Below are 21,247 nucleotides of genomic sequence, written 5' to 3'. Positions count from 1 at the left end.
GGCCGGCGGCCAAGCCGCTGGCCACGGGTTGGTCTCGGTTGCGTTGCACACCGGTTAGAGGTTCATCCCAGCTCGATTTCGGCCCTATTGGCGCCTCTAAGAATTCGTTAAATTCAGCCTCGATGAGGGGCAGTGACGCCCGAGTAGTTCGGAGGGACCGACGCACATGATCCACATCGCGCGAACCTGGCGGGTTTTCGCCGGGGGTATGGCCGCCGGTTTCGTCGGCGTCGTGCTCGTCGCGGGCGGGAAGGCATCGGCCGAACCGCTGTTTCCCCAACCGCCACTGCCCGCGCCGGTTCAACAGGCGGCGCCGCCCGTCCAGAACCTCACCGCGGTCCCCGGAGGTGTCAGCAACAGATTCGCCCCGGCTCCCGCACAGGCATCGGCGCCCGCCCCGGTGGTGTCCCCGCTACCCCCGGCGGCGGTGACGCCCATGCCGCCGGCGGTGGCCCCCATGCCGCCGGCGGTGACGCCCGCCGCAACCGGGACCCTGTGGGAATTCCTCCAGGGCAAGGGGGTCAAATTCGAGCCGCAGCGGTCGCAGGGGTTCAAAGCACTCGACATCACGCTGCCGATGCCGCCGCGCTGGACTGCCGTGCCCGACCCGAACGTGCCCGATGCTTTCCTGGTGATCGCCGACCGGGTCGGCGGTAACAGCATCTACACCTCCAATGCACAGGTGGTGGTCTACAAGCTGGTCGGCGACTTCGACCCGGCGGAGGCAATGACGCACGGCTTCGTCGACAGCCAGAAGCTGCTGGCCTGGCGGACGACCAACTCGTCCATGGCCGACTTCAACGGCTTCCCGTCGTCGATCATCGAGGGCACCTATCGCGAGAACGACATGACACTCAACACCTCGCGTCGCCATGTCCTCGCGACCTCCGGGGCCGACAAGTACCTGGTGTCGCTATCGGTGACCACCGCCGCATCGCAGGCGATTGCCGACGCCCCGGCCACCGACGCGATCGTCAACGGATTCCGGGTGACGCTACCGACGGCAGCCGGTCAGCTGCCCCCGCGGGCCGGGGCACCGGCCGCGCCGCAGCTGCCGGCCCAGTCCCCCGCCCCGGTCACCCGCTCGGCGCCGGCGGGGATACCCGCCCCGGCGACCGCGCCCAGCCTCAACCCCGCGACGCAAGCCCTGCCCGGTGTGTCGCCCGCGCTGCCACCGCTGGTCACCCTGACACCGGCGCCGTCGCACTAGAGCCGTACCAGGCCGTGCACTAGCCGTCCCCTTGCCATTCCGAAGGAGCAGGCCGGACGAACGCACGGGCGTACTCGTATCGTGAGCCCATGCTTATCGCAGGTGTGCTGTGCCTATGTGCGGCGGTAGCTTCCGCCGCCTTCGGAGCCTGGTCGCTTTCCCATGCCCACGCTGGCGATCCGACCCAGCTGGCGCTGCGCGCGATGGCGCCAACTCAATTCGCGGCCGCGGTCATGCTGGCGGCCGGCGGGGTGGTGGCGCTTGCGGCCTCGGCATCCGCCGCGCTGGTGGTGGTGATCGTTTGCGTGGCCGGGGCATTGGGCACGTTGGCCGCCGGATCGTGGCAGAGTGCGCGCTACGCGCTGCGCCGCGAAGCTGTCCGACCCGATGCGGCTGATTGCGGCGGCAGCTGCGCGGGCTGCACTTTGTCCTGTCGGTGAAGCCCTGACGGTCGAGCAGCTACCTGAGAAGGTTCACCATCCAGGTTGACCCGCTGCTTCCGTTGCTCATCTGCAGCATGGTGATCGCCACCCTTGTGCCGGCGCGCGGTGGGGCCGCCGACATCTCGTCCATAGGCACCAAAGTGGCGGTCGCATTGCTGTTCTTTCTGCACGGCGCCCGGCTATCGCCGGAGCATGTTTGGAACGGAATACGTCAATGGCAACTGCACCTGATGGTGTTAGCGGCCACGTTCGCGATCTTTCCGATTCTCGGAGTCGTCGCGAGCGGATGGATAGGCCCGTGGCTCGGCCCCGACTTAGGCAATGGGCTGCTCTATATGTGCCTCGTCCCGTCGGCCATGCAGTCATAAATAGCCATCACCTCGGTAGCCCGCGGAAACGTGCCGGCCGCCGTAATAGGCGCATCGTTGTCGAACATTCTTGGGGTGCTGCTCGCGCCGCTGCTGGTGATGCTGTTGATGGACACCTCGGACGTGCCCGGTGTGAGTGGTGCCGGCATCCGCGCCATCGTGTTCGAACTGTTGGTGCCCTTTCTGGCGGGCCAACTGGCGCGGCCGTGGATCGCCGAGGTGCTCTTCCGGAATGCCAGCGCGCTCAAACGGGTGGACCGCGGGGTCATTTTGCTCTTGGTGTATTCGGCGTATTCGATCGCCATGGTGGAGGACATCTGGGATCGGGTCGATACGTGGCGGTTGGTTGCGGTGGCGGCCACAGCGGGTGTGCTGCTCACCGCGATACTGCTGAGCACCGCGACGCTGGGCCTGCTCGCCGAACTCGACTCGGCCGATACGGCCGTATTGATGTTCTGCGGTTCGATCAAAGGCCTGTCGCCGGGCTTGTCGATGGCGCTGGTGCTTTTCCCCGCCGCCGCCGTTCCGTTGACCATGCTGACGCTGATGCTCTACTACCAGCTTCAGCTGATCGTCTGCGCACTGATTGCCAGCCGGCTCGGGCAGGCCCAACAGGCCGGCCCGACCGCACTCACGCGGTGACGGGTAGAGCCGGCCAGTACCCTAATTGCGGCTGAGATCGATCGGATGGGTAGCCAGCAACGAAAGCGGTAACGGCTGCCGCCGCAAGACCTGCCCCCACAAGTCGGCTCTGGGCGGAACCAAGACGTCAGATGGCAACGCCGACAACACAATCCAGTCGTCGCGTTCGATTTCGCCTTCGAGCTGACCGATGGTCCAGCCCGAGTACCCGGCGAAGATTCGCACACCTTCCACCATCGGGCCAAGCAGGTCGGGGTCGGCGTCCAGATCCACCATCGCCATGCGGCCGGCAACGTGGCGTAGACCCGGCACCCCGTCCGGATCCGCCCCGACCCGCAGTACGGCCAGGCACAGGGCAGCGTCGCGCTTGACCGGGCCCCCGATGAACATCGTCTTCGGTTTGGCAGCGAGTTGGGCCCACTGCGGCAAGACGTTGTACACCGCTGTCTCGCTGGGCCGGTTGAGCACCACACCCAAGGTGCCGCCGTCGTTGTGTTCGACGATGTAGATCACGCTGCGGCGAAAGGTCGGTTCCAGCAGATCGGTGTTGGCCAGCAGTAAAGTACCCGCTCGCACACGTTGTGCGGCGGGTGCCATGTAGTCCTCGGGGTCTTCCTGCGGCGCCACCACACCATCATCGCACTCACCACAGCATCACCGGGCCAAACAAGCACGGTCGGCAGATATTTGTACTGTGATTGGGTCGGCACAGCGCGAAACCAGCATTGCCTGCGCCCGATCGTGGAAGTGGGTTTTGTGATTCGCAGCCAGACGCAAGCCAGAGCACCGGTCGCACTTTGGCGGTCGATACGCGCTCTCCCCGACTTCGGGCGACTGCTGCAGCTTCGCATAGCGAGTCAGTTCGGTGACGGCCTCTTTCAAGCGGGACTCGCGGGCGCATTGCTGTTCAATCCGGACCGCGCCGCCGACCCGATGGCGATCGCAAGGGCTTTCGCGGTGTTGTTTCTGCCGTATTCACTGATCGGCCCGTTCGCCGGGGCACTGATGGATCGCTGGGACCGGCGGCTGGTGCTGGTCGGCGCCAACGTCGGCCGGTCGGCCTTCATTGCCGGGATCGGCGCGATCCTGGCGCTTCGCGGCGGCGATCTACTCCTGCTGATCGGAGCATTACTGGCCAATGGTTTGGCCCGGTTCGTGGCATCGGGCTTATCGGCATCGTTGCCCCATGTGGTGCCACGCGACCAGGTGGTCACGATGAACTCGGTCGCCACCGCTTCAGGAGCGGTCGGGGCCTTCCTGGGCGCGAACTTCATGCTGTTGCCCCGCTGGCTGGCCGGCGGCGGCGATCACGGCGCCGCCGTGGTGGTCTTCACCGCCATTGTTCCGGTGCTGATTGCGTTGCTGCTATCGCTGCGGTTCGCCCCCCGGGTACTCGGTCCGGACGACACCAAGCGCGCGATTCATGGGTCGGTCGTGTACGCAGTGATCACCGGCTGGCTACACGGCGTGCGTACCGTTGTGCAACAACCGACGGTTGCCGCGGCGCTGTCCGGCTTGGCCGCACACCGGATGGTGGTCGGCATCAACTCGCTGTTGATCTTGCTGCTGGTCCACCACATGAAAGATGCGGACGTCGTAGGGTTCGGCACCGCTCTGGTGTTCTTCGCCGCCACGGGTCTCGGGGCATTCCTGGCCAACGTGTTGACCCCGGTCTTGATCCGGCGGTGGGGGCGCTATGCGACGGCCAACGGCGCCCTGATCGCGGCCGCGACGATCGAAATCGCCGGTGCCGGCCTGGTGATCCCGATCATGGTGGCATGCGGCTTCCTACTGGGGGTGGCCGGTCAGGTGGTCAAGCTGTGTGCCGACTCCGCGATGCAGATAGACGTCGATGACGCGTTGCGCGGGCACGTGTTCGCCGTCCAGGACGCGTTGTTCTGGGTGTCCTACATCGCTTCGGTTACGGTGGCAGCGTCCTTGATTCCAGCCGACGGGCACGCACCGATATTCGTATTGTTCGGTTCGGTGATCTATCTGACCGGGCTTGCGGTTCACGGCATCGTCGGCCGACGGGGCCGGCCGGCGAACGGCGATTAAGAGAGGTACCGATGGCAGGTCCGGATCCGATCGTCGCTGACCTGCGGGCTGAAAGCGACGACCTCGACGCGCTGGTGGCGCCGCTTGCGCCGCACCGATGGGCTGAGCCGACGCCCGCGCCCGGCTGGACCATTGCGCATCAGATCGGTCACCTGTTGTGGACGGATCAGGTGGCGCTGACCGCGGTCACCGACGAGGCCGGATTCGCCGACGTGCTCGCCAAGGCGGCGGCCGATCCTGCCGGTTTCGTGGACGCCGGCGCCGAAGAGTTAGCGGCCCGGCAGCCGCAGGAGCTGCTGGGGGAGTGGCGGGTCACCCGCCGCCGATTGCACGATGCGCTGCTGACCGTCGCCGACGGTCGCAAACTGCCGTGGTTCGGGCCGCCGATGAGCGCAGCGTCGATGGCCACCGCGCGGTTGATGGAGACTTGGGCACACGGACTCGACGTCGCCGACGCCCTCGGCGTGACTCGGCCCGCCACCCGGCGGCTGCGTTCGATCGCGCACCTCGGTGTCCGCACCCGTGATTACTCGTTCTTCGTCAACAACCTGGCACCACCGGCCGAGCCGTTCCGGGTGGAGCTCCGCGGACCCGACGGAGACACCTGGTCCTGGGGACCCGCCGACGCCGCGCAGCGGGTCACCGGATCCGCCGAGGATTTCTGTTTCCTGGTCACGCAGCGGCGAGCGTTGCGGACCCTGGATATCACGGCAACAGGGGAGGACGCGCAGCGGTGGCTGACGATCGCGCAAGCCTTCGCCGGCCCCCCCGGCCACGGGCGATGAACGCGCGCCGGCGCGCGAAGAGAGCCGCGGCCCGTCAGCCCCGGCCACGGGCGATGAACGCGCGCCGGCCTCAGTGCAAGGAGCCGCCGTATCGCACCCGATTCTCGGCCTCCGCTTCCTCGCGCAGCGCGGCGATCGCCAGGTTCAACCTGTCGGCCAGTTCCGCGTGGGAATAGCCGGTCATCACGCCCGGATGCAACGTCAACCCGAGTAACCGACCGTCCGAATTGGCAACAGCGTGAACATCTCCCAGATCCACGCTGTAGGTGACGGTTTCCGCCTGTGCGACAAGCGCTTCCCACTTGTCGGCCGCCTCGCTTAGCTCACGAAGAACCGATTCGACGAGGTCTTTGTCGCTCAGTTCCGCGCGATCACCAGACCCCGGCACCAAAACAGTATGTCGACGGCTCCAACCAGCGTCAATTCAACCGTCCGCCAACTTGACCGGCTATCGGCTGAGTTCGCGGAACCAGGCAAAGTGATAGTTGGCTGATACCGGATCTCCGGTAACCCCGCTTTCGGTGGCCGCCAACAACATACAGTTGAGCAACAACGCGGCATCGACATTCGGGTACTGGGCCACGACCTCATGCCGGGCGGTATCGAGATGCACGCGCAGCAGGTCGATTTCGTCTTCGCCGACGCCGCCTCCGGCGGCCGCGGCCTGGGCCAGCAGGTGCACGATCCGTGGCAGTCCGTCGCGCCAGCGGGTAGCCCCACTCAGCTCCGGTAGCAGGTGGTCCAACGTCGGTAGCTCGCGCGGCTTCGGCGAGGACGTGGTCGGAGTGAAGTCACTTGTCCAGCCCAAGAAGTCACCGGGGCGATAGGTCTCCAGACGCGCCGTCATACCGATCAGCTTGGCGACGCCGCCGCTACGGCGCTTCGGCTTCAGCAACTGCACACCTTCGGGGAGCATGACCCCAGGAGGTACCCAACCGTGGGCCAGGTCGGTGACCAGTACCGTCACCCCGTCCGCGAGCTGCCCGACCGCCCAGTTCAGCCGCGGTTCCTGACGAGCCACGAAGGTCAGGAGCCGCTGCAGCCGTTCGTCGTCGGGTTCGGGCGCGGCCATGCCCCGCGCCGGAATCACCGACTCGGCCACAGTGACCACCGCTTCAGGAGGCGCAGCCTGTTGGACTGGTTCCTTCTCGTGGGCGGCCGGTTGCTCTTCCCCCGTGGCGTCCTCAACGACAGGGTGCACTCGGGTGCTCGCCAGGTCGCCAGCAGCACCCGGCTGCTCATCCTTGATGGCGGGGAGGACCCGGGTCCGCTCCAGATCCGTCCGGCTCCAATCAGCGGTGACCGACGGACGCGGGACGACCGGCGGCGCAGGCTGTCCGCGGAGTTGCCGCAGTGTCGACTCGACTCGTCGCATTGCCCGCGCGCGAGCCTCGTCGATCACCGCGGCTTCGGCCGCGCGGCGGGCGGAATCAAGCATCACCGCTGACCTGAGCGTCCGCAACTCGTCGTTGGCAGAACTGACGATCCGGTCTAAGTCGGCTTTCAGATACGCTGCCAGCGCGGCGGTTTCGGCGTTGTTCGGCGACAGCTCGACAGGCCAGAGCCCGCCGATCACCCAAGGGGTGCAATCGGGAGGAGAGCTGAAAGCCGGAATCGTGAGGGATTCCTCCGTCGCTCTCCGCAGGCGCTGGCGCGCCGACCGCCTGCCGAAGATCGCCACCGGCTAAGCGTACCGGGACCCTGCGAGCCTCCCCAGACGCCTGAATTGTGCCGTCCTCATGGCCTGGGTAGCGTAAAGCCATGGCTGATTCTGCGCTGCAGCAGCAACTCGACGAGGTGCGGACCTTGCTGTCTCGGGCGCGAGAATTGTTCGGCGCCAATCCCATCGAACCGCCCAGCGATATCGTCCCGGATCCCGAAACCGCCAAGACCTGGATGCTCTAGAGCGTCAGCGCCGGCGCCGGCGCAGTCGGTGCGCCAAGAGTTTTTCAATCGCCGCGTCGAGATCTTGGTCGGTCGGAACGCTGGCGGAGGGCGTATGCCCGGCCGCGATGATCTCGTCGCGTACTTCCAGCAAGGCTTTGAGGCAGGAAACGTCTGCGGTCAGCAGGATGCCTTCGGCCAAAGTCTCGGCATCGGTGTCCATGGCGCCCTCACTCAGCGCGACGCTATGCATGTAGCCACCACGACAGGAGCGAACCAGGATGTGTCCGCTGGGGTGCACGGTGTCGAAAGCAGGATTGGCGTCCGTCATCGACCTGTCATCGATCGGGGTCGAAGACTCTGCTGAAGTCCTGTGCCGCGTCTTGGTCGTGCCGTTCCCACATGGCGGCCGACGCCCTCAGGCTCTGGGCGATATCGGCATGGTCATCGGCTTGCTGCTCGTAACACTGGCGCCGCAACTCCAGGAGTTCACGGCCGGCGCCCCGAAGCTCGGCGAAGATCGGCCCGAGCGACTCCAGGCTCTCCAGGATCGCCGCATGCGACGACGGCACGGTGCGCAGGTACTCCGAAGTCTGCTGGTGATGGCCGGCGGCTTCACGTAAGTGCGCCGGCACCACATGGATTCGATCTGCCATCCGCGTCTCCTTTTGTGTGCCGGCGCTCAGGCCGGCGGGGTCAGTATTGCGAAGCGGCCGAGGGAGCCGCCGGCCGGGTAGGTGTCGGTGCGCCGGCCCGGGCCGGCCCAGTCGCGGTCGCCGTGGCGGGCGGATGCTCCCAGCCTAGGAAGCTCGGCCCGCCGATGCTGGAAACCTGTTGAATCTGGCCATCGAGCAGTGCCTTGTTGCGGCCAAGCGCGAGCGCATGCCGATCGATGAAGAGGCCGATGTCTCCGGGTTCGAGCCGAGCCGGGTCTATTGGGTCGGTGACCGCCGTACCCGGCGGCGGCAGGGCAATTCCCTGCTGTCGGAACGCATCTGGGATCGGCACTCCACCGGCGGCGGCCTTGATGGCCGCTGCGAGTCGGGGGTCGGCGGCGGTGACCGTCTCACCGTTGGGCAACGTGACGGTGGTCGGTCCGGTCGGTGGCGAGTCCGGCTTGTCCGGTGATGGTTGCGCCTCGGTGTCTCCCTGGTCTTCCCGGTCGTCTTTGGGGTCATCGGGGTGGCCGGCTCGCGCGTGGTCGGGACCGCCGGAATCCAGTTCGCGTTCGTCACGGTCGGCGAGTCCTGGTTCAGATCCCCGAAGTAATCCCGAAAGCGGAGACCCACCCCCGCCGAGGCCGGGCATCGGTGACGTTGCCCCTGCCGGTAATCCCGGCATCGGTAGGCCGCCGAGGTTGGGCATGCCGGGCATCGTCGGTGCCATCTGCGGCGCCGGGGAACTGGTGCCGGGCATCGGGGCGTCCCCGTCGGGAAACGCCGGATCGTCGAACAACAACGAATCGAGAAGAGGGTCGCCAGACAGCAGATCCGCCTGCTGACCGGCACCATCACCGGCTGCGGGTGCGGGCGTCGCCGGCCCCGGGGCGACCGGCCCCGGGCCGTCCTTCGAGGCGTTGTACAGCGACGTCCACGCCGCCATCAGGGTCGCCTTGGACGTGTCGTCGAGGCTGGCGTAGGCGACCACCTGGCGGATATCTCTGAGCTTGCCGATCAGGAACCGCTGGAAATCGCGGGCTCCCGCCGGTGTGTCCAGATCCGATCGGGTCCGGACCGCCGCTTCGGTCTCCCGCTGAAGTTGGTCGAGCGCGTCGCGACCCTCGACAGCGGTCAGGTGTGCGTTGAGGATCGCCGAAATAACTTGCAAGTCGAGCTGCGAACTCGCCGAATTCTGATGTGCCAGAGCGGCTTCCGCTCCTGCGATCGCATCGGCGGCTCTTGTCTGACCGCTATCCGGCGGTGCGGATGCAGATTCGTTCCGCTGCGGGCGATCACGCGACCCTGCCATGCCGCGTGACAGTACCCAGGTGCTCGGGTGCCCACAATTCACCTCGGCTCGCCGGTGCTCAGCGAACCTGCGGGGCCGGCATACTGCGCCAGCAATCGGGCCAGCACAGCACTTTTGGTGCGATCGAGCTCGCGCGCGTCGGCCACGATCGCGGTGATCTCGCGTTGCTTGTCGAGCAGGAATCGCTGAAACTCACGGCCTCCCACGGGAGTGTCGACGGCGAGCTCCGCCTGGTCGGAAACGGCACGCTCGATGTCGGCTGCAACCTCGTCCAGCCGGCGAATGCTGTCCCTCATCGCGGCGTGTGCGCTGGCAAGAGCGTCGGCCAGCGCGCGGTCGGCCTCGACGATCGCCTCGTATTGCCGACCCAGCAGCGCCCGCCGCGCCGCGATGGCATCCGGCGACGATCCGGCTTGCTCCGACATGGGTTCAACCTTCCCATCCTGCCCGCCCGACCGGGCGTTAATCACTCACAGCGGTCTGCGGATCCGGACGTCGCTGCCCAACCGGCTGACCCGCACCGAAGCACCCGAGTACGGAGCCTCGACAACCAGGTTGTTGCCAATCGCCATCTGGACGTGTCCCGGATGCGGAAAGACGAGATCACCGGGGCGCACCTGGGAACGCGGCACGGCTATCCCGTCATGGAGCTGTTGATAGGTCGTGCGGTCCAGGTGAACGCCCGCCTGTGCGTAGGCCCATTGGACCAATCCGGAACAGTCGAATTGGCTGGGTCCCGTCGCGCCCCACACATACGGGCAGCCCAGCCGTGACAGCGCGGCCCGCACGGCGATCCCGGCTCGGTCGCCCATTGCCCGGCTGCCATCTCGCAACATCCGGTACCGGAGCGCGCGCAGCGCGGCCCGATGCCGTCGTGCCCGGAGGTGGGCCGACAAGACATGCGCTCGTTGCGCGCGCAACCGTGCGACGCGCCGACGGATCGCCTCGCGCTGGGCCATCGGCGTCACCGGGGTGACGGTCACATCCGTACGGGCCTGTTCGACGATGCTTCCGGTCACCTGGCGCGCCCGGTCCCGGTCCCGGTGCGCGCCGGCGATGACCGCGGCGACGGCCGCGTCCGTTCGAGCCGCAGACAACAGGGCTTCCCTGCTGTCGGTTGCGCGGCGTTCGTACCGACCCCGGGCAGCATCGACATTGAGCCCGGTGGCGCGGCGCAGCAGTTGCTCGTGGTGTGCTTTCTCAACGTTCAGCGTCGGTGGCAGACCACCGCCGTCAAAAAGCTGGTGGGCGCGACTCAACACCTCGATTTCGGTGAGGTTCACCGGTCTTGTTCTCCGCCGCTGTGGTGTGTCTGGTACGCGGCCGCCGTCTCCATAGCCTCGGCGGCCGCCATTGTGTCCACGAACGCGCGGACACGGGGCAGAGCTCCCGGGGGGATGACCCCTCTATTGCGGATCTCCCACATTTCGTCGGTGCTCACTCCGATCAGCGCGGCGATGACGGCTTCCGGTAGCGGTGACTGCGCGCATGCCCGATCGAATCGCGCGCTCAAGCTGGTCGGCATCCGCTTCAGCAACGTGCTGCGCATCGCCTCGAGCGCCTGCAGATGTTGCATCAGTCGGTCGCTGGACTCCGAACCGGAGTTGACCGCCACCCGCCAAGAGCTTGCCGCCAGCATCTCCGCCTTCACGCACTGTGAGACCACGGACAGAATATACGTCTCATATTCATTTGATGTCGTCGACGGTAGTCTATCGATGACGGATCTGAGGGTATCGAGCTGGGCTTCGGCGTAACCCTCGAGCACATCGGTGTCACCGTGACGGTCAACCACCACGGTGCCGGGGCGTCGCGGCGACGTTGCCGTAGGGGGCTGGGCTGCCATAAGCCGCGCCAGCTCCGCATCGGGATCTGCGGCGACCAACAGCCGAGAATAGGTGCCCGGGGGCAGGCCAAGTCCGTTTTCGACCTTCTGAACTGTACCTTTATGTGGCTTGCGAGCGCCGCGCTCCAAATAGCTGAGCCCCATGATGCTGACGCCCGTTGCGGCGGCCAGGTCGGCAAGCGACCAGTCGCGCGACTCGCGCAATGCGCGGATGGCCGCGCCAGCCGATTCACGGCTCACCGCAGGCTCCGGCCATAGTCGGATATTACACATGGCCGGGCGCCTGTCGCGTTTATATACGTTTTTGTCACGTTTCGCTTGCCAAGCCGCGATCCGCGTGTATACGCTTTTGCCTACGTTTCAGAGGACTTTCGTCGGAGAAGGAGACAACAGACATGGCTACCCCGTGCACAGGCAACCCGGAACTGTGGTTCGGCTACCCCGACGACGACAGCGGCGACGGGGCGGCGAAGGCTCGCGCGTATGAGCGGTCCGCCACCGAGGCTCGAATTCAGTGCCTGCGCCGCTGCCCACTGGCGCAGCAACGCCTGTGCGCCGAACGAGCCGTCAAGTATCGCGAGGAGTACGGCGTGTGGGCCGGTGTCAAACTTCCCGGGGGCCAGTACCGCAAGCGGACGCAACTGGCTCAGGCTCACGAGATACTGCGGCGGATCGCCGCCGGTGAGATCAACGCCAGACAACTGCCGGAGAACGCTGCTCTGCTGGCGCGCACTGAACGCGACGCCCGCCCGGTGACCGCGGTGGTGTTGCACCTGTCGGCGGCACGGGTAGGCCCCCGCTCCGCGGCGTAGCGGGATGACGAGGCCAATCAGTTTGCTGAGTTGGCTTTCGGGGTAGATCCGGGTAACCGAGAGTTCGACCCCGAAGGCGCTCCGTGACGTTCGACCTGACACCGACGGCAGCACAACACGATCTGGCCCGGCGCACGCACGAGTTCGCCGAAGAGGTGATTCGGCCGGTGGCGCTGGATTACGACCAGCGCCAGGCGTTTCCCTGGCCGGTGCTCGAGGAGGCGTCCCGGCGCGGGTTCTACAGCCCGCTGTTCTACCGCGATCTGATCGGCGATCCGACGGGCCTGTCGCTACCCATGTTCATGGAGGAGCTGTTCTGGGGGTGCGCCGGAATCGGCCTGGCGATCGTCATGCCCGCGCTGGCACTGTCGGCCATCGGCCAGGCCGCCTCCCCGGAGCAGATGCTGCAGTGGGCGCCGGAATGTTTCGGCACCCCAGGTGATCTCAAGCTCGCGGCGCTGGCGATCTCAGAACCCGAAGGCGGCAGCGACGTCCGCAATCTGCGCACCCGTGCCCGTCGCGACGGCGACGACTGGATCATCGACGGACACAAGATGTGGATCGGCAACGGGGGAATCGCCAACGTGCACGTGGTCAACGCCGTGGTCGACGAGGATCTCGGCCACCGGGGTCAGGCGCTGTTCGTCGTACCCGGCGGCACGCCGGGACTGGAACTGGTGCGAAAGCTCGACAAACTGGGTTGCCGCGCTTCGCACACCGCGGAGTTGCGATTCAACGGCGTCCGGGTCCCAGGCGCCAACCTACTTGGCGGACAGGAGAAGCTTGAACACAAACTTGCCAAAGCCCGCGAAATCGTTGCCGGTGGAAAGCGTTCCAGCTCGGCGACTTTGGGCACTTTCGAGCAGACCCGCCCCATGGTGGCCGCCCAGGCTATCGGGATTGCCCGCGCCGCAGTGGAGTACGCGACGTCGTATGCCACCGAGCGCGAGGCGTTCGGCGGGCCCATCATCGACAACCAGGGCATCGCGTTTCCGTTGGCGGACTTGGCAACTCAGATCGATGCCGCCCGGCTGCTGACGTGGCGGGCCTCCTGGATGGCGGCCAACGGAGTGCCTTTCGAGCGGGGTGAGGGCTCGATGTCGAAGCTGGCCGCCAGCGAGGTCGCCATCAAGGCCACCGAACGCGCTATCCAAACCATGGGCGGCTGGGGCTACATCACCGATCACCCGGTGGAAAAGTGGTATCGAGATGCCAAGCTGTACACCATCTTCGAAGGCACCAGCGAGATCCAGCGGATGGTCATCTCGAACGCGCTCGGCGCTGCCGTCGGCACCCCGCCGCTACATGTCGTGCTCGAACCGTCCGGCGGACCGCTGAACCGGATCTTCGGTCGGGGCACGCCGCTGAGATCGCGAGCCGCCGACGCCGCGCTGTCGATTCAGGACCGGCTCCCCGAACCGGTGATGCGGGCGGCCATGAAGGTGCTGCGGCCGCCGGGCCGGTAAAGCCGGCGTAGGGTCGCGGCATCGGGCCGGACAGCGCACCCCATGCCGACGAGAAGGGGGACGATGAGTAACCTCGAAGCCGCACCGGCTGAAGTTGCCTGTAACGCTTCACAGACCGCGGGTATCGAGGTGCTGCACCCGCGCGAGGTTCCCTTGGGCGGACCACGAGCGATCCCGGTACAACGCACCGTGCCGCAGCGGCAGCGATCACTGATAGGCGCCTGGTGTTTTCTCGACCGCTACGGCCCCGTGACCGGAGCCGCCGCGCGTATGGATGTCGCGCCTCATCCGCACACCGGGCTGCAAACGGTGAGCTGGTTGTTCAGCGGCGAGGTGGAACACCGCGACAGCGCGGGTGTGCACGCGATAGTCCGACCCGGCGAGCTGAACCTGATGACCGCAGGCGCGGGGATCTGCCACTCCGAAGTCTCCGTCGGATCCGGCGTTCTGCATGGAGCCCAGTTGTGGGTTGCGCTTCCTGACTCCGCTCGTGATACCGGGCGCGACTTCGCGCACCACACGCCCGCGCCGGTGTCGCTGCCGGGTGCGGCGGTACGGGTATTTCTCGGCGAACTTGCCGGAAGCCGTTCGCCGGCACATACGTTCACGCCGCTGCTGGGTGCCCAGATCGATCTGGACACCAACGCTGCGCTGGACGTCGACATCGACCCGACATTCGAGCACGGGGTGCTCTGCGATGTCGGTGACATAGAGCTTGGCGGGACCGCTCTTACGGTCGGCGACCTGGGCTATCAAGGTCCGGGCATCGCCACCCTGCACCTGCGTAACGCCGGACCACGACCCGGACGCCTGCTAGTGCTGGGCGGCAAGCCGTTCACCGAGGAATTGGTGATGTGGTGGAACTTCGTCGGGCGCAGTCACGACGAGATCGTCACCTATCGACGGTTATGGCTCGACGGCGACGAACGATTCGGCGCCGTCAGCGGATACCAGGGCCGGGTGCCGCGGCTACCCGCCCCGCCACTGCCGAGCACCCGACTGCTTCCCAGACCGATATCCGACCGGAAGGAAACCGGATGACTGCCGACAACGCCGACGCTGAGACCACGATCACCGCAGAGGAGGGCAAGTACACGATCGCGGTCGAGGGCAAGATCGTCGGCTTCGCCACCTACCTCGACCGCGGCAACCAGCGGGTCTTCGACCACACCGAAGTCGACCCGAGGTTCGGCGGTCGCGGGCTGGCAACCATTCTTGTCGAGAAGGCGCTGGAGGAGGCGCGAGCGGACGGTAAGCGCATCGTCCCGGTCTGCTCCATGGTCGTCACCGTGCTCAAGAAACATCCCGAATACGCCGACATCACCGACCCGGTCTAAGTCGGTCTAAGTCCGCGCGTCCGAGCCGTCGGAGTCCCACGTGGCCGGCAGCATCGGGCTGGTCGGACCGTCGTCGAAGCCGTGGGCGGGCAGCGTGATCAATCCGGCCGCACGAGCGTTGTCCGTGGCCGCGGTACCGCCGAAGCCGATCGCGCCGGCCCCTCGGCTGGATACGGCGGCGCGCAGGTCTCCAACGTCCTCAACGTCTTCAGGGAGGCCGTTTTCGGCGTCGCTGTCCACATCCATGAACTCGTCGGCGTACTGACGCTGCGGCGCCGTCGCCTTGCGTCGGCGACGAGCATGCCGTTGTTCGCGTGCCGAGTCCGCCGCGGCCGGGGCGGCCACACCGACCGACGGCGCCTTGGCACCGCTGTTATGGGTCAACGCGGGCGGGAAGCCTTCATCAGGGTCGAAGCCGCCCACGGCGTAAGTCGCCGTCGCCGCCGGAGCCGCCGGTGCGGCGGGCGCAGTGCCGGCACCCGCCGCTGCCGAGGCAGCCGGCGCGCCGACCGGAGCCGTCACGCTCGAAGCCACACCCACCGTCGGCCAGACCACGGGGTGCGCGGCTGACGCCACGGACCAGCTGGCCCCATCGGCGATTTCACCCGCTGCGGCTGCCGCCGGAACCTGAACCACAAGTTGTTCACCCACGCCGATCACTACCCGCAGAATCGTCCCGAGCAGCGGGTCGAGTATCAGTTGGGGATAGGTGAGTGACGCCGCGACCCAGGAGAAGACCTGGTAGGCAACGGCGAACAGGAACGGCCCCCACGCGACCAACGCCTGCGACGGATTGGTCAAGAAATCGGTGATCAACTGCATGCCGTTGCCCACCGGGTCCTGCAAGAAATTGATGATCGGCGCATAGAGCTGCTCGACGTAGTTGATGTATGCCTGTAGCAGTTGCCAAACCAGGTCCGCGAGGTTCAGTTGGTTGCCGGCGTCGGTGGCCGGCGCCATGGCCGCCAGCTGCGCGGGGTCGGCGGCGTCGTTGGTATCCGCCTTGAGTAGCGTCGGCGCCGGCGATGTGGCCGGGACGGAGTCCGCTGCAACGTTCGACACTGTTTGATAGAGGCTCATCGTGGTGGCGGCCTGAACCCACATGCGGAAGTAATCCGCCTCGTTGAGCGCGATCGGGATCGTGTTGATGCCGAAGAAATTGGTCGCGACCAGCACACCATGCACAACGTGGTTCGCGGCCAGCTCGGCCAGGGTCGGCATGGTCGCCAGCGCCGCCGTGTAGGCCTGGGCGGCGACGTGGTGCTGTAGCCCGGCGGCAATGCTCTTGCCGCGGGCCTGCTCGAGCCACGCCAGGTAGGGTGCATGCGCGGTGACGTACTCTTCGGCGCTGGGTCCCTGCCACGAACCGCCCTGGACCGCGTTCAGTACGGCCGCGAGTTCGGCGATCGCCGAATCGTACTCGGCGCCGAGCATCTGGTAGGCGCCCGCGGCGGCCAGGAACGGCCCCGGACCAGGCCCACTGGACAACAGCGCGGAATGCACTTCGGGTGGCAACGCCATCCACACCGGCGCCGTCATGACCTGTCCTGCATCACGAACCCGGCGCTGGCCACAGCGAACGTCGTCATCGGCTATCCCCCCGGCGCGTTGGCCCCTTCGGCCGTCCGGGTGCTGGACCATGCGCACGGCCACAGGCGAGTGTTTCGCTACCTCACGACAATTAACCCGCCAGCGGATCGGCTAAACCGATGCCGATCGATCTGTCCGCGAGTCGCCGTCACCCGACAAGCACGCCGACCCCGATAACGCAGGCGCGGCTCAGGTGTCTTCGTCCTCATTCGGACGCGGACGAGACGCGCCGCCCAACGACGGGCGTCGGGGGGCCTGATGCCCGTAGACGCCCTCCGGATAAGCGGTCTCGGCGTGCTGGGTGAGGTCGACGCCGCTCACCTCGTCCTCTCGGCTGAGCCGGAACCCCATGGAACGCTCGATCAGCAGGGCCAGCACATAGCTCACCGTGAACGCGTAGAGAGCTACCACCACCATCGCCAGCGCCTGCTTGCCGAGTTGACCCATCCCGCCCCCGTAGAAGAGTCCCTTCGGGCCTTGGGTCATCACCGCGGTGGCGAGCAGCCCGATCAACAACACACCGACCACTCCGCCGACGAAGTGCACCCCAACGACGTCAAGAGAGTCGTCATAGTTGAGTTTGAACTTCACCGCGATCGCGAACGAGCACACGACGCCCGCCACCAGCCCGACGACGGCGGCGCCCAGGGTGTTCACCGTGCCGCACGACGGCGTGATCGCCACCAAGCCGGCGACCACACCGGAGGCGGCGCCGAAGGTGGTCGGCTTGCCGTCCCGAAACTGTTCCACCGCAAGCCATCCCAGCATGCCCAGGCAGCCGGCGACCAGGGTGTTGAGGAAGATCGCGGCGGCCAGTCCGTTGGCGGCCAGCGCCGAACCGGCGTTGAACCCGAACCAGCCAAACCACAGCAGTCCCACGCCGAGTAGCACGAACGGCAGGTTGTGCGGGCGCATGGCTTCTACCTTGAAGCCGATGCGCGGACCCAATACCAGCGCCAATGCGAGCGCCGAGGAACCCGAGACGATCTCGACGACCAGCCCGCCCGCATAGTCGAGCACCCCCATCTTGAACAGCCACCCGCTCGGTGCCCACACCCAGTGCGCGATAACGCAATACACCGCCACCGCCCAGATGGGCACGAACACCATCCAGGCCGCGAACCTGGCCCGGTCGGCGATGGCGCCGCTGACCAGGGCGGCGGTGATGATCGCGAAGCTCAGCTGGAAGGTGGCATACAGCAGTTCGGGCACCGACCCGTGCAAGGTCTGCGGGCTTATGCCGAGCATCCCGGCATGCGCCAGTCCGCCCAGAAATCCGCCCGCGCCGCCATCGGAAAACGCCAGGCTGTAACCGACCAGCAACCATGCCACAGTCACCAGCGGTATGGAGATGAAGCTCATCATGATCATGTTGAGCACGCCGGTAGTACGGACCATGCCCCCGTAGAAAATCGCCAACCCGGGCGTCATCAGCAGCACCAATGCGGTGCTGGCCAGCAGCCACGCGGTCGCAGCAGGATCGATGTCCAACTCTGCGGCTCCTTCGATCGTCGTCGATAAGACTCCCGGCGCGCATTTTCGCCATAGACGGATAGACGGTAGACGCTGTTGACGAAGGTGGCTATCGAGGTCGCCCTTACGCCAATTCCGGCCGAAGCAACGGTCGCCGCGACCGACGGCGGGTCCTGACGCACCGCTGCGGCGGTGCGGGACAAGGCGGTGTTGAGCCGAATTTGAGACGGCAATGCGGCGATCGGGCCCAGCGGCAGCTCGCACTCAGGAACGCGCTCCGAAGAAGGCGTTACCCGCCAGTACGTTCGCGATGCCGGCACCCCGGCCAGCAGCAGGGACGGCGCTTGCCTTCTTCCAGCTCCTCCTGGGTCCGGCGGATGCGCCGCTCTCGGGTCGTCGGTTGCTTGGCGTCCTCGACCCAACAGATGAACTCGTTGCGCGCCAACGGCGTGATGTCGTTCCAGGCAGCCAGCGCCGTTGCGTTGGCGATCAACGCGTCACGCAGGTCGGCGGGCAGCCGATGCACCACGCCGCCGGGCACTTGGGCACGATTCACCGGGCCACCTTCTTCTCGGCGAGGATTTCCAGCTCATGGATGCGGTGAATGAACCGCGGCGGGGTGCACTACTCGACACCCCCGGCGCGGTTCACCCGCAAACAGTGGGCGAAGGGGGACTTGAACCCCCACGTCCCGAAGGACACTGGCACCTGAAGCCAGCGCGTCTGCCATTCCGCCACTCGCCCGAAACAACCGGAGGACCATACCACTGTAGTAGCCGCACGCCCCAACCGCCGCCGACAGGTCGACAACCCGCGACGGGGGAGTGGGCGTCGGGCGGAGCGGGACTCGCTCGGCCTTGGCGGTCCTTGGTACTGGCCTGTCACCTGCGCGATGCTTTCTCAGGATTCTCACGGTGCCACTGCGTCACGGTGTGCCGATAGCATGTTTTGTGACCCCGACATGCGGGCGAGTCGTTTGCCTCGCGCCGACGATGACCAGAATCTAGTGAGGCGAGCGCTGAAAAATGGACAGTCAGAAGGGCCTGGTTCAGCGCATCGAGCGCAAACTCGAGTCAACCGTCGGGGACGCATTTGCCCGGATGTTCGGGGGATCGATCGTCCCGCAAGAGGTGGAAGCCCTGTTGCGACGGGAAGCCGCGGACGGTGTGCGTTCACTCGAGGGAAATCGCCTTTTGGCGCCCAACGAGTACATCATTACCCTCAGTGTGCACGACTCGGAGAAATTGGGCGCAGACCCGGATCTCACGTCGAAGGCATTTGCTCGGTACTTGGCGGACTATATCCAAGAACAGGGGTGGCAAACGTATGGTGATGTGGTGGTCCGGTTCGAGCAATCGCCGAACCTGCATACCGGCCAGTTCCGCGCCCGCGGCACTGTTAACCCCGACGTCGAGCCCCGCCCGACGGTCACCGCTTACGCCCGGCCACAATCGAACCACGCGTTTGGCGCAGAACCAGGAGTACGACCGATGACTGACAATTCGAGCTACCGCGGCGGTCCGGGGCAGGGGCCCGACGAGTACTACGACGACCGGTACGCGCGTCCGCAAGAGGAGCCACGCAGTGGCTCGCCCGCCGGGCCGGACCCGCGCGGCGGATATCCGCCGGAAGGCGGCGGTTACCCACCCCAGCCCGGATACCCACCGCCACCACGTCAGCCGGACCAGGGCGGCGGCTACCCCGAACAGGGCTACCAAGACCAGGGCGGCTACCCCGAACAACGCGGCTACCAAGACCAGGGCGGCTACCCCGAACAACGCGGCTACCAGGACCAGGGCGGCTACCCCGAACAACGCGGCTACCAGGACCAGGGCGGCTACCCCGAACAACGCGGGTACCAGGACCAGGGCGGCTACCAGGACCAGGGCTATCCCTCGTCGTACGAGCAGCGTCCGCCCGGCTATTCCGGACCCGGCTACGACCAGGGTTACCGCCAGGGCAGCGGCTACGGCCAACCACCCAGCGGGTACGGACAACCACCCAGCGGGTACGGACAACCGCCGAGCGGCTACGGCCAACCACCGGGCGGCGGCTACGGCCAGCCACCCGGCGGCCAACCCGGCTACGGCGGCTACGGCGACTACGGCCGTGAACCCGCGCGCCAGGAGGACGGTGGCTACGGCGCTCCTGGTGGTCCCGGCGCTCCGCCACAGGCCCCGCCGGAACCACAGCGGCCGGCCTATCCCGACCAGGGTGCCGGCTACGAGCAAGGCGGCTACGACCAGGGCTATCAGCAGGGTGGCGGCGGATACGGCCGTCAAGAATACGGTTCAGGGGACTACACCCAGTACGCCGAAACGTCGGCCCCCGGGGGCTACCCCGCCCAAGGCGGCGGGTACGCCGAGCCGGCTCGCGACTACGACTACGGCCAGCCGGCTGCTCCCGACTATGGTCAGCCGGCGGGCGGCTACGGCGGTTATGGGCAAGGTGGCTACGGGTCACCCGGAAATGCGGTGACGCTGCAGCTCGACGATGGCAGCGGCCGTACGTATCAGCTCCGCGACGGCTCCAACATCATCGGGCGCGGACAGGACGCTCAGTTCCGGTTGCCGGACACCGGGGTCTCACGCCGGCACTTGGAGATCCGTTGGGACGGCCAGGTCGCGCTACTGACGGACCTGAACTCCACCAACGGCACGACTGTCAACAACGCACCGGTACAGGAGTGGCAATTGGCCGACGGCGACGTGATCCGCTTGGGCCATTCCGAGATCATCGTCCGCATTCACTGAACCCTCTGGGCACAATGCTGCCTCGCTTGTCCTCGCACCGACCGCCTGACCAGTATCGTGACTTTGCTGAACTTCTCGGCATCACCGGCGCGGGGGTGGCAGCACCAGGACGGAAAGGACGCCAGATGCAGGGGTTAGTACTGCAACTGACGCGTGCCGGCTTCTTAATGCTGTTATGGCTGTTCATCTGGTCGGTGCTGCGGGTGCTGCGCACCGACATCTACGCACCCACCGGCGCCGTCATGGTGCGCCGCGGGTTGGCGTTGCGCGGCACGCTACTACCGTCGCGCCAGCGCAGGCAGACGGCACGCTACCTCGTCGTGACCGAGGGCGCGCTGGCGGGCGCGCGCATCACGTTGAGCGGACAGCCCGTGCTGATCGGACGCGCGGACGACTCCACCTTGGTGTTGACCGACGACTACGCCTCGACACGGCACGCCAGGCTCTCTCAGCGGGGATCGGAATGGTACGTCGAGGACTTAGGATCGACCAACGGCACTTACCTTGACAGGGCGAAGGTGACGACTGCAGTACGAGTTCCGATTGGGGTGCCGGTTCGGATCGGCAAGACGGCAATCGAGTTGCGCCCGTGACCCGCGCAGGCGGCGACGC

Annotated in this window: 23 protein-coding genes, 1 tRNA gene and 1 pseudogene; 12 read left to right on the top strand and 13 right to left on the bottom strand. The window is 66.6% G+C overall.

Annotation, left to right across the window (positions count from 1 at the left end):
* Nucleotides 1-166 precede the first annotated feature (166 nt).
* From EET10_RS00285 to EET10_RS00270, 3 genes and pseudogenes are all read left to right on the top strand, one after another.
* Nucleotides 167-1,210, top strand: coding sequence for an LpqN/LpqT family lipoprotein (locus EET10_RS00285; RefSeq protein ID WP_122501804.1), 1,044 nt, complete (start codon nt 167-169; stop codon nt 1,208-1,210).
* Nucleotides 1,211-1,299: 89 nt separating this feature from the next.
* The gene (locus tag EET10_RS00280; RefSeq protein ID WP_036404788.1) at nt 1,300-1,650 is read left to right on the top strand and encodes a hypothetical protein; all 351 of its coding nucleotides are present in this window, start codon (nt 1,300-1,302) and stop codon (nt 1,648-1,650) included.
* Nucleotides 1,651-1,673: 23 nt separating this feature from the next.
* Nucleotides 1,674-2,663, top strand: a pseudogene (locus tag EET10_RS00270) (bile acid:sodium symporter family protein).
* Between the two features lie 21 nt (nt 2,664-2,684).
* On the opposite strand, the gene EET10_RS00265 reads toward EET10_RS00270, so the two are convergent.
* Nucleotides 2,685-3,293 (bottom strand): YqgE/AlgH family protein, encoded by a 609-nt coding sequence (locus tag EET10_RS00265; RefSeq protein ID WP_099187873.1) that lies wholly within the window; start codon nt 3,291-3,293, stop codon nt 2,685-2,687.
* Between the two features lie 99 nt (nt 3,294-3,392).
* Here EET10_RS00265 and EET10_RS00260 point away from each other — a divergent pair, with 99 nt between their 5' ends.
* Complete coding sequence (locus tag EET10_RS00260) at nt 3,393-4,721, top strand: MFS transporter (RefSeq protein ID WP_246013707.1); 1,329 nt, start codon at nt 3,393-3,395, stop codon at nt 4,719-4,721.
* 11 nt (nt 4,722-4,732) lie between these two features.
* Nucleotides 4,733-5,506, top strand: coding sequence for a TIGR03084 family metal-binding protein (locus EET10_RS00255; RefSeq protein ID WP_063467342.1), 774 nt, complete (start codon nt 4,733-4,735; stop codon nt 5,504-5,506).
* Between the two features lie 70 nt (nt 5,507-5,576).
* Here EET10_RS00255 and EET10_RS00250 read toward each other — a convergent pair whose 3' ends face one another.
* A complete protein-coding gene (locus tag EET10_RS00250; RefSeq protein ID WP_099187871.1) occupies nt 5,577-5,897 on the bottom strand; it encodes a DUF2710 family protein in 321 nt (106 codons plus the stop codon).
* A gap of 57 nt (nt 5,898-5,954) precedes the next feature.
* Complete coding sequence (locus tag EET10_RS00245) at nt 5,955-7,187, bottom strand: DUF5631 domain-containing protein (RefSeq protein ID WP_036404785.1); 1,233 nt, start codon at nt 7,185-7,187, stop codon at nt 5,955-5,957.
* A gap of 80 nt (nt 7,188-7,267) precedes the next feature.
* On the opposite strand from EET10_RS00245, the gene EET10_RS29395 reads away from it, so the two are divergent.
* Nucleotides 7,268-7,411: a hypothetical protein gene (locus EET10_RS29395; protein WP_167480105.1), complete on the top strand. Its 144-nt coding sequence runs from the start codon at nt 7,268-7,270 to the stop codon at nt 7,409-7,411.
* 4 nt (nt 7,412-7,415) lie between these two features.
* Here EET10_RS29395 and EET10_RS00240 read toward each other — a convergent pair whose 3' ends face one another.
* The 6 genes from EET10_RS00240 to EET10_RS00215 are packed head-to-tail and all read right to left on the bottom strand — an operon-like array spanning nt 7,416 to nt 11,444.
* Entirely contained in the window at nt 7,416-7,721 is a 306-nt protein-coding gene (locus EET10_RS00240) for a DUF2694 family protein (protein WP_036404781.1), read from the bottom strand.
* A gap of 7 nt (nt 7,722-7,728) precedes the next feature.
* Complete coding sequence (locus EET10_RS00235) at nt 7,729-8,046, bottom strand: ESX-1 secretion-associated protein (RefSeq protein WP_082273286.1); 318 nt, start codon at nt 8,044-8,046, stop codon at nt 7,729-7,731.
* A gap of 40 nt (nt 8,047-8,086) precedes the next feature.
* A complete protein-coding gene (locus EET10_RS00230) occupies nt 8,087-9,358 on the bottom strand; it encodes a DUF4226 domain-containing protein (protein ID WP_081260596.1) in 1,272 nt (423 codons plus the stop codon).
* A 38-nt stretch (nt 9,359-9,396) separates the two neighbouring features.
* Nucleotides 9,397-9,783, bottom strand: a complete 387-nt coding sequence (locus EET10_RS00225) for a DUF4226 domain-containing protein (RefSeq protein WP_036404776.1) — start codon at nt 9,781-9,783, stop codon at nt 9,397-9,399.
* Between the two features lie 45 nt (nt 9,784-9,828).
* Nucleotides 9,829-10,641 carry a C40 family peptidase gene (locus EET10_RS00220; protein ID WP_063467346.1) on the bottom strand — a complete coding sequence of 271 codons (813 nt, stop codon included), beginning with the start codon at nt 10,639-10,641 and terminating at the stop codon, nt 9,829-9,831.
* A complete protein-coding gene (locus tag EET10_RS00215; RefSeq protein WP_051490598.1) occupies nt 10,638-11,444 on the bottom strand; it encodes a helix-turn-helix domain-containing protein in 807 nt (268 codons plus the stop codon). Before EET10_RS00215 ends, EET10_RS00220 begins: the two co-directional genes overlap by 4 nt.
* A 155-nt stretch (nt 11,445-11,599) precedes the next feature.
* Here EET10_RS00215 and EET10_RS00210 point away from each other — a divergent pair, with 155 nt between their 5' ends.
* The 4 genes from EET10_RS00210 to EET10_RS00195 all read left to right on the top strand — a co-directional run bounded on the left by EET10_RS00210 (nt 11,600) and on the right by EET10_RS00195 (nt 14,819).
* The gene (locus EET10_RS00210; protein ID WP_036404769.1) at nt 11,600-12,016 is read left to right on the top strand and encodes a WhiB family transcriptional regulator; all 417 of its coding nucleotides are present in this window, start codon (nt 11,600-11,602) and stop codon (nt 12,014-12,016) included.
* A gap of 83 nt (nt 12,017-12,099) precedes the next feature.
* Nucleotides 12,100-13,482 carry an acyl-CoA dehydrogenase family protein gene (locus EET10_RS00205; RefSeq protein ID WP_122501803.1) on the top strand — a complete coding sequence of 461 codons (1,383 nt, stop codon included), beginning with the start codon at nt 12,100-12,102 and terminating at the stop codon, nt 13,480-13,482.
* A gap of 63 nt (nt 13,483-13,545) precedes the next feature.
* Nucleotides 13,546-14,523: a pirin family protein gene (locus tag EET10_RS00200; protein ID WP_036404767.1), complete on the top strand. Its 978-nt coding sequence runs from the start codon at nt 13,546-13,548 to the stop codon at nt 14,521-14,523.
* Nucleotides 14,520-14,819, top strand: a complete 300-nt coding sequence (locus EET10_RS00195; RefSeq protein ID WP_036404765.1) for a GNAT family N-acetyltransferase — start codon at nt 14,520-14,522, stop codon at nt 14,817-14,819. The genes EET10_RS00200 and EET10_RS00195 overlap by 4 nt, the downstream gene beginning before the upstream one ends.
* 6 nt (nt 14,820-14,825) lie before the next feature.
* Here EET10_RS00195 and EET10_RS00190 read toward each other — a convergent pair whose 3' ends face one another.
* From EET10_RS00190 to EET10_RS00175, 4 genes are all read right to left on the bottom strand, one after another.
* Complete coding sequence (locus EET10_RS00190; RefSeq protein WP_122501802.1) at nt 14,826-16,358, bottom strand: PPE family protein; 1,533 nt, start codon at nt 16,356-16,358, stop codon at nt 14,826-14,828.
* Between the two features lie 240 nt (nt 16,359-16,598).
* On the bottom strand, nt 16,599-17,900 hold the full coding sequence (locus EET10_RS00185) for an ammonium transporter (protein WP_063467348.1): 1,302 nt from the start codon (nt 17,898-17,900) through the stop codon (nt 16,599-16,601).
* A gap of 271 nt (nt 17,901-18,171) precedes the next feature.
* On the bottom strand, nt 18,172-18,438 hold the full coding sequence (locus EET10_RS00180) for a YdeI/OmpD-associated family protein (protein WP_036404759.1): 267 nt from the start codon (nt 18,436-18,438) through the stop codon (nt 18,172-18,174).
* Between the two features lie 105 nt (nt 18,439-18,543).
* A tRNA-Leu gene (locus EET10_RS00175) sits at nt 18,544-18,626 on the bottom strand.
* Between the two features lie 281 nt (nt 18,627-18,907).
* Here EET10_RS00175 and EET10_RS00170 point away from each other — a divergent pair.
* Together EET10_RS00170 and EET10_RS00165 are read left to right on the top strand one after the other, a co-directional pair.
* The gene (locus tag EET10_RS00170; protein WP_036404756.1) at nt 18,908-20,635 is read left to right on the top strand and encodes an FHA domain-containing protein; all 1,728 of its coding nucleotides are present in this window, start codon (nt 18,908-18,910) and stop codon (nt 20,633-20,635) included.
* Between the two features lie 125 nt (nt 20,636-20,760).
* Nucleotides 20,761-21,228 carry an FHA domain-containing protein FhaB/FipA gene (locus EET10_RS00165; protein ID WP_023369070.1) on the top strand — a complete coding sequence of 156 codons (468 nt, stop codon included), beginning with the start codon at nt 20,761-20,763 and terminating at the stop codon, nt 21,226-21,228.
* Nucleotides 21,229-21,247 lie beyond the last annotated feature (19 nt).

It is taken from the genome of Mycobacterium pseudokansasii, assembly GCF_900566075.1.
GTDB classification, from domain to species: domain Bacteria; phylum Actinomycetota; class Actinomycetes; order Mycobacteriales; family Mycobacteriaceae; genus Mycobacterium; species Mycobacterium pseudokansasii.
This window is presented reverse-complemented; position numbering and strand designations above follow the sequence as displayed.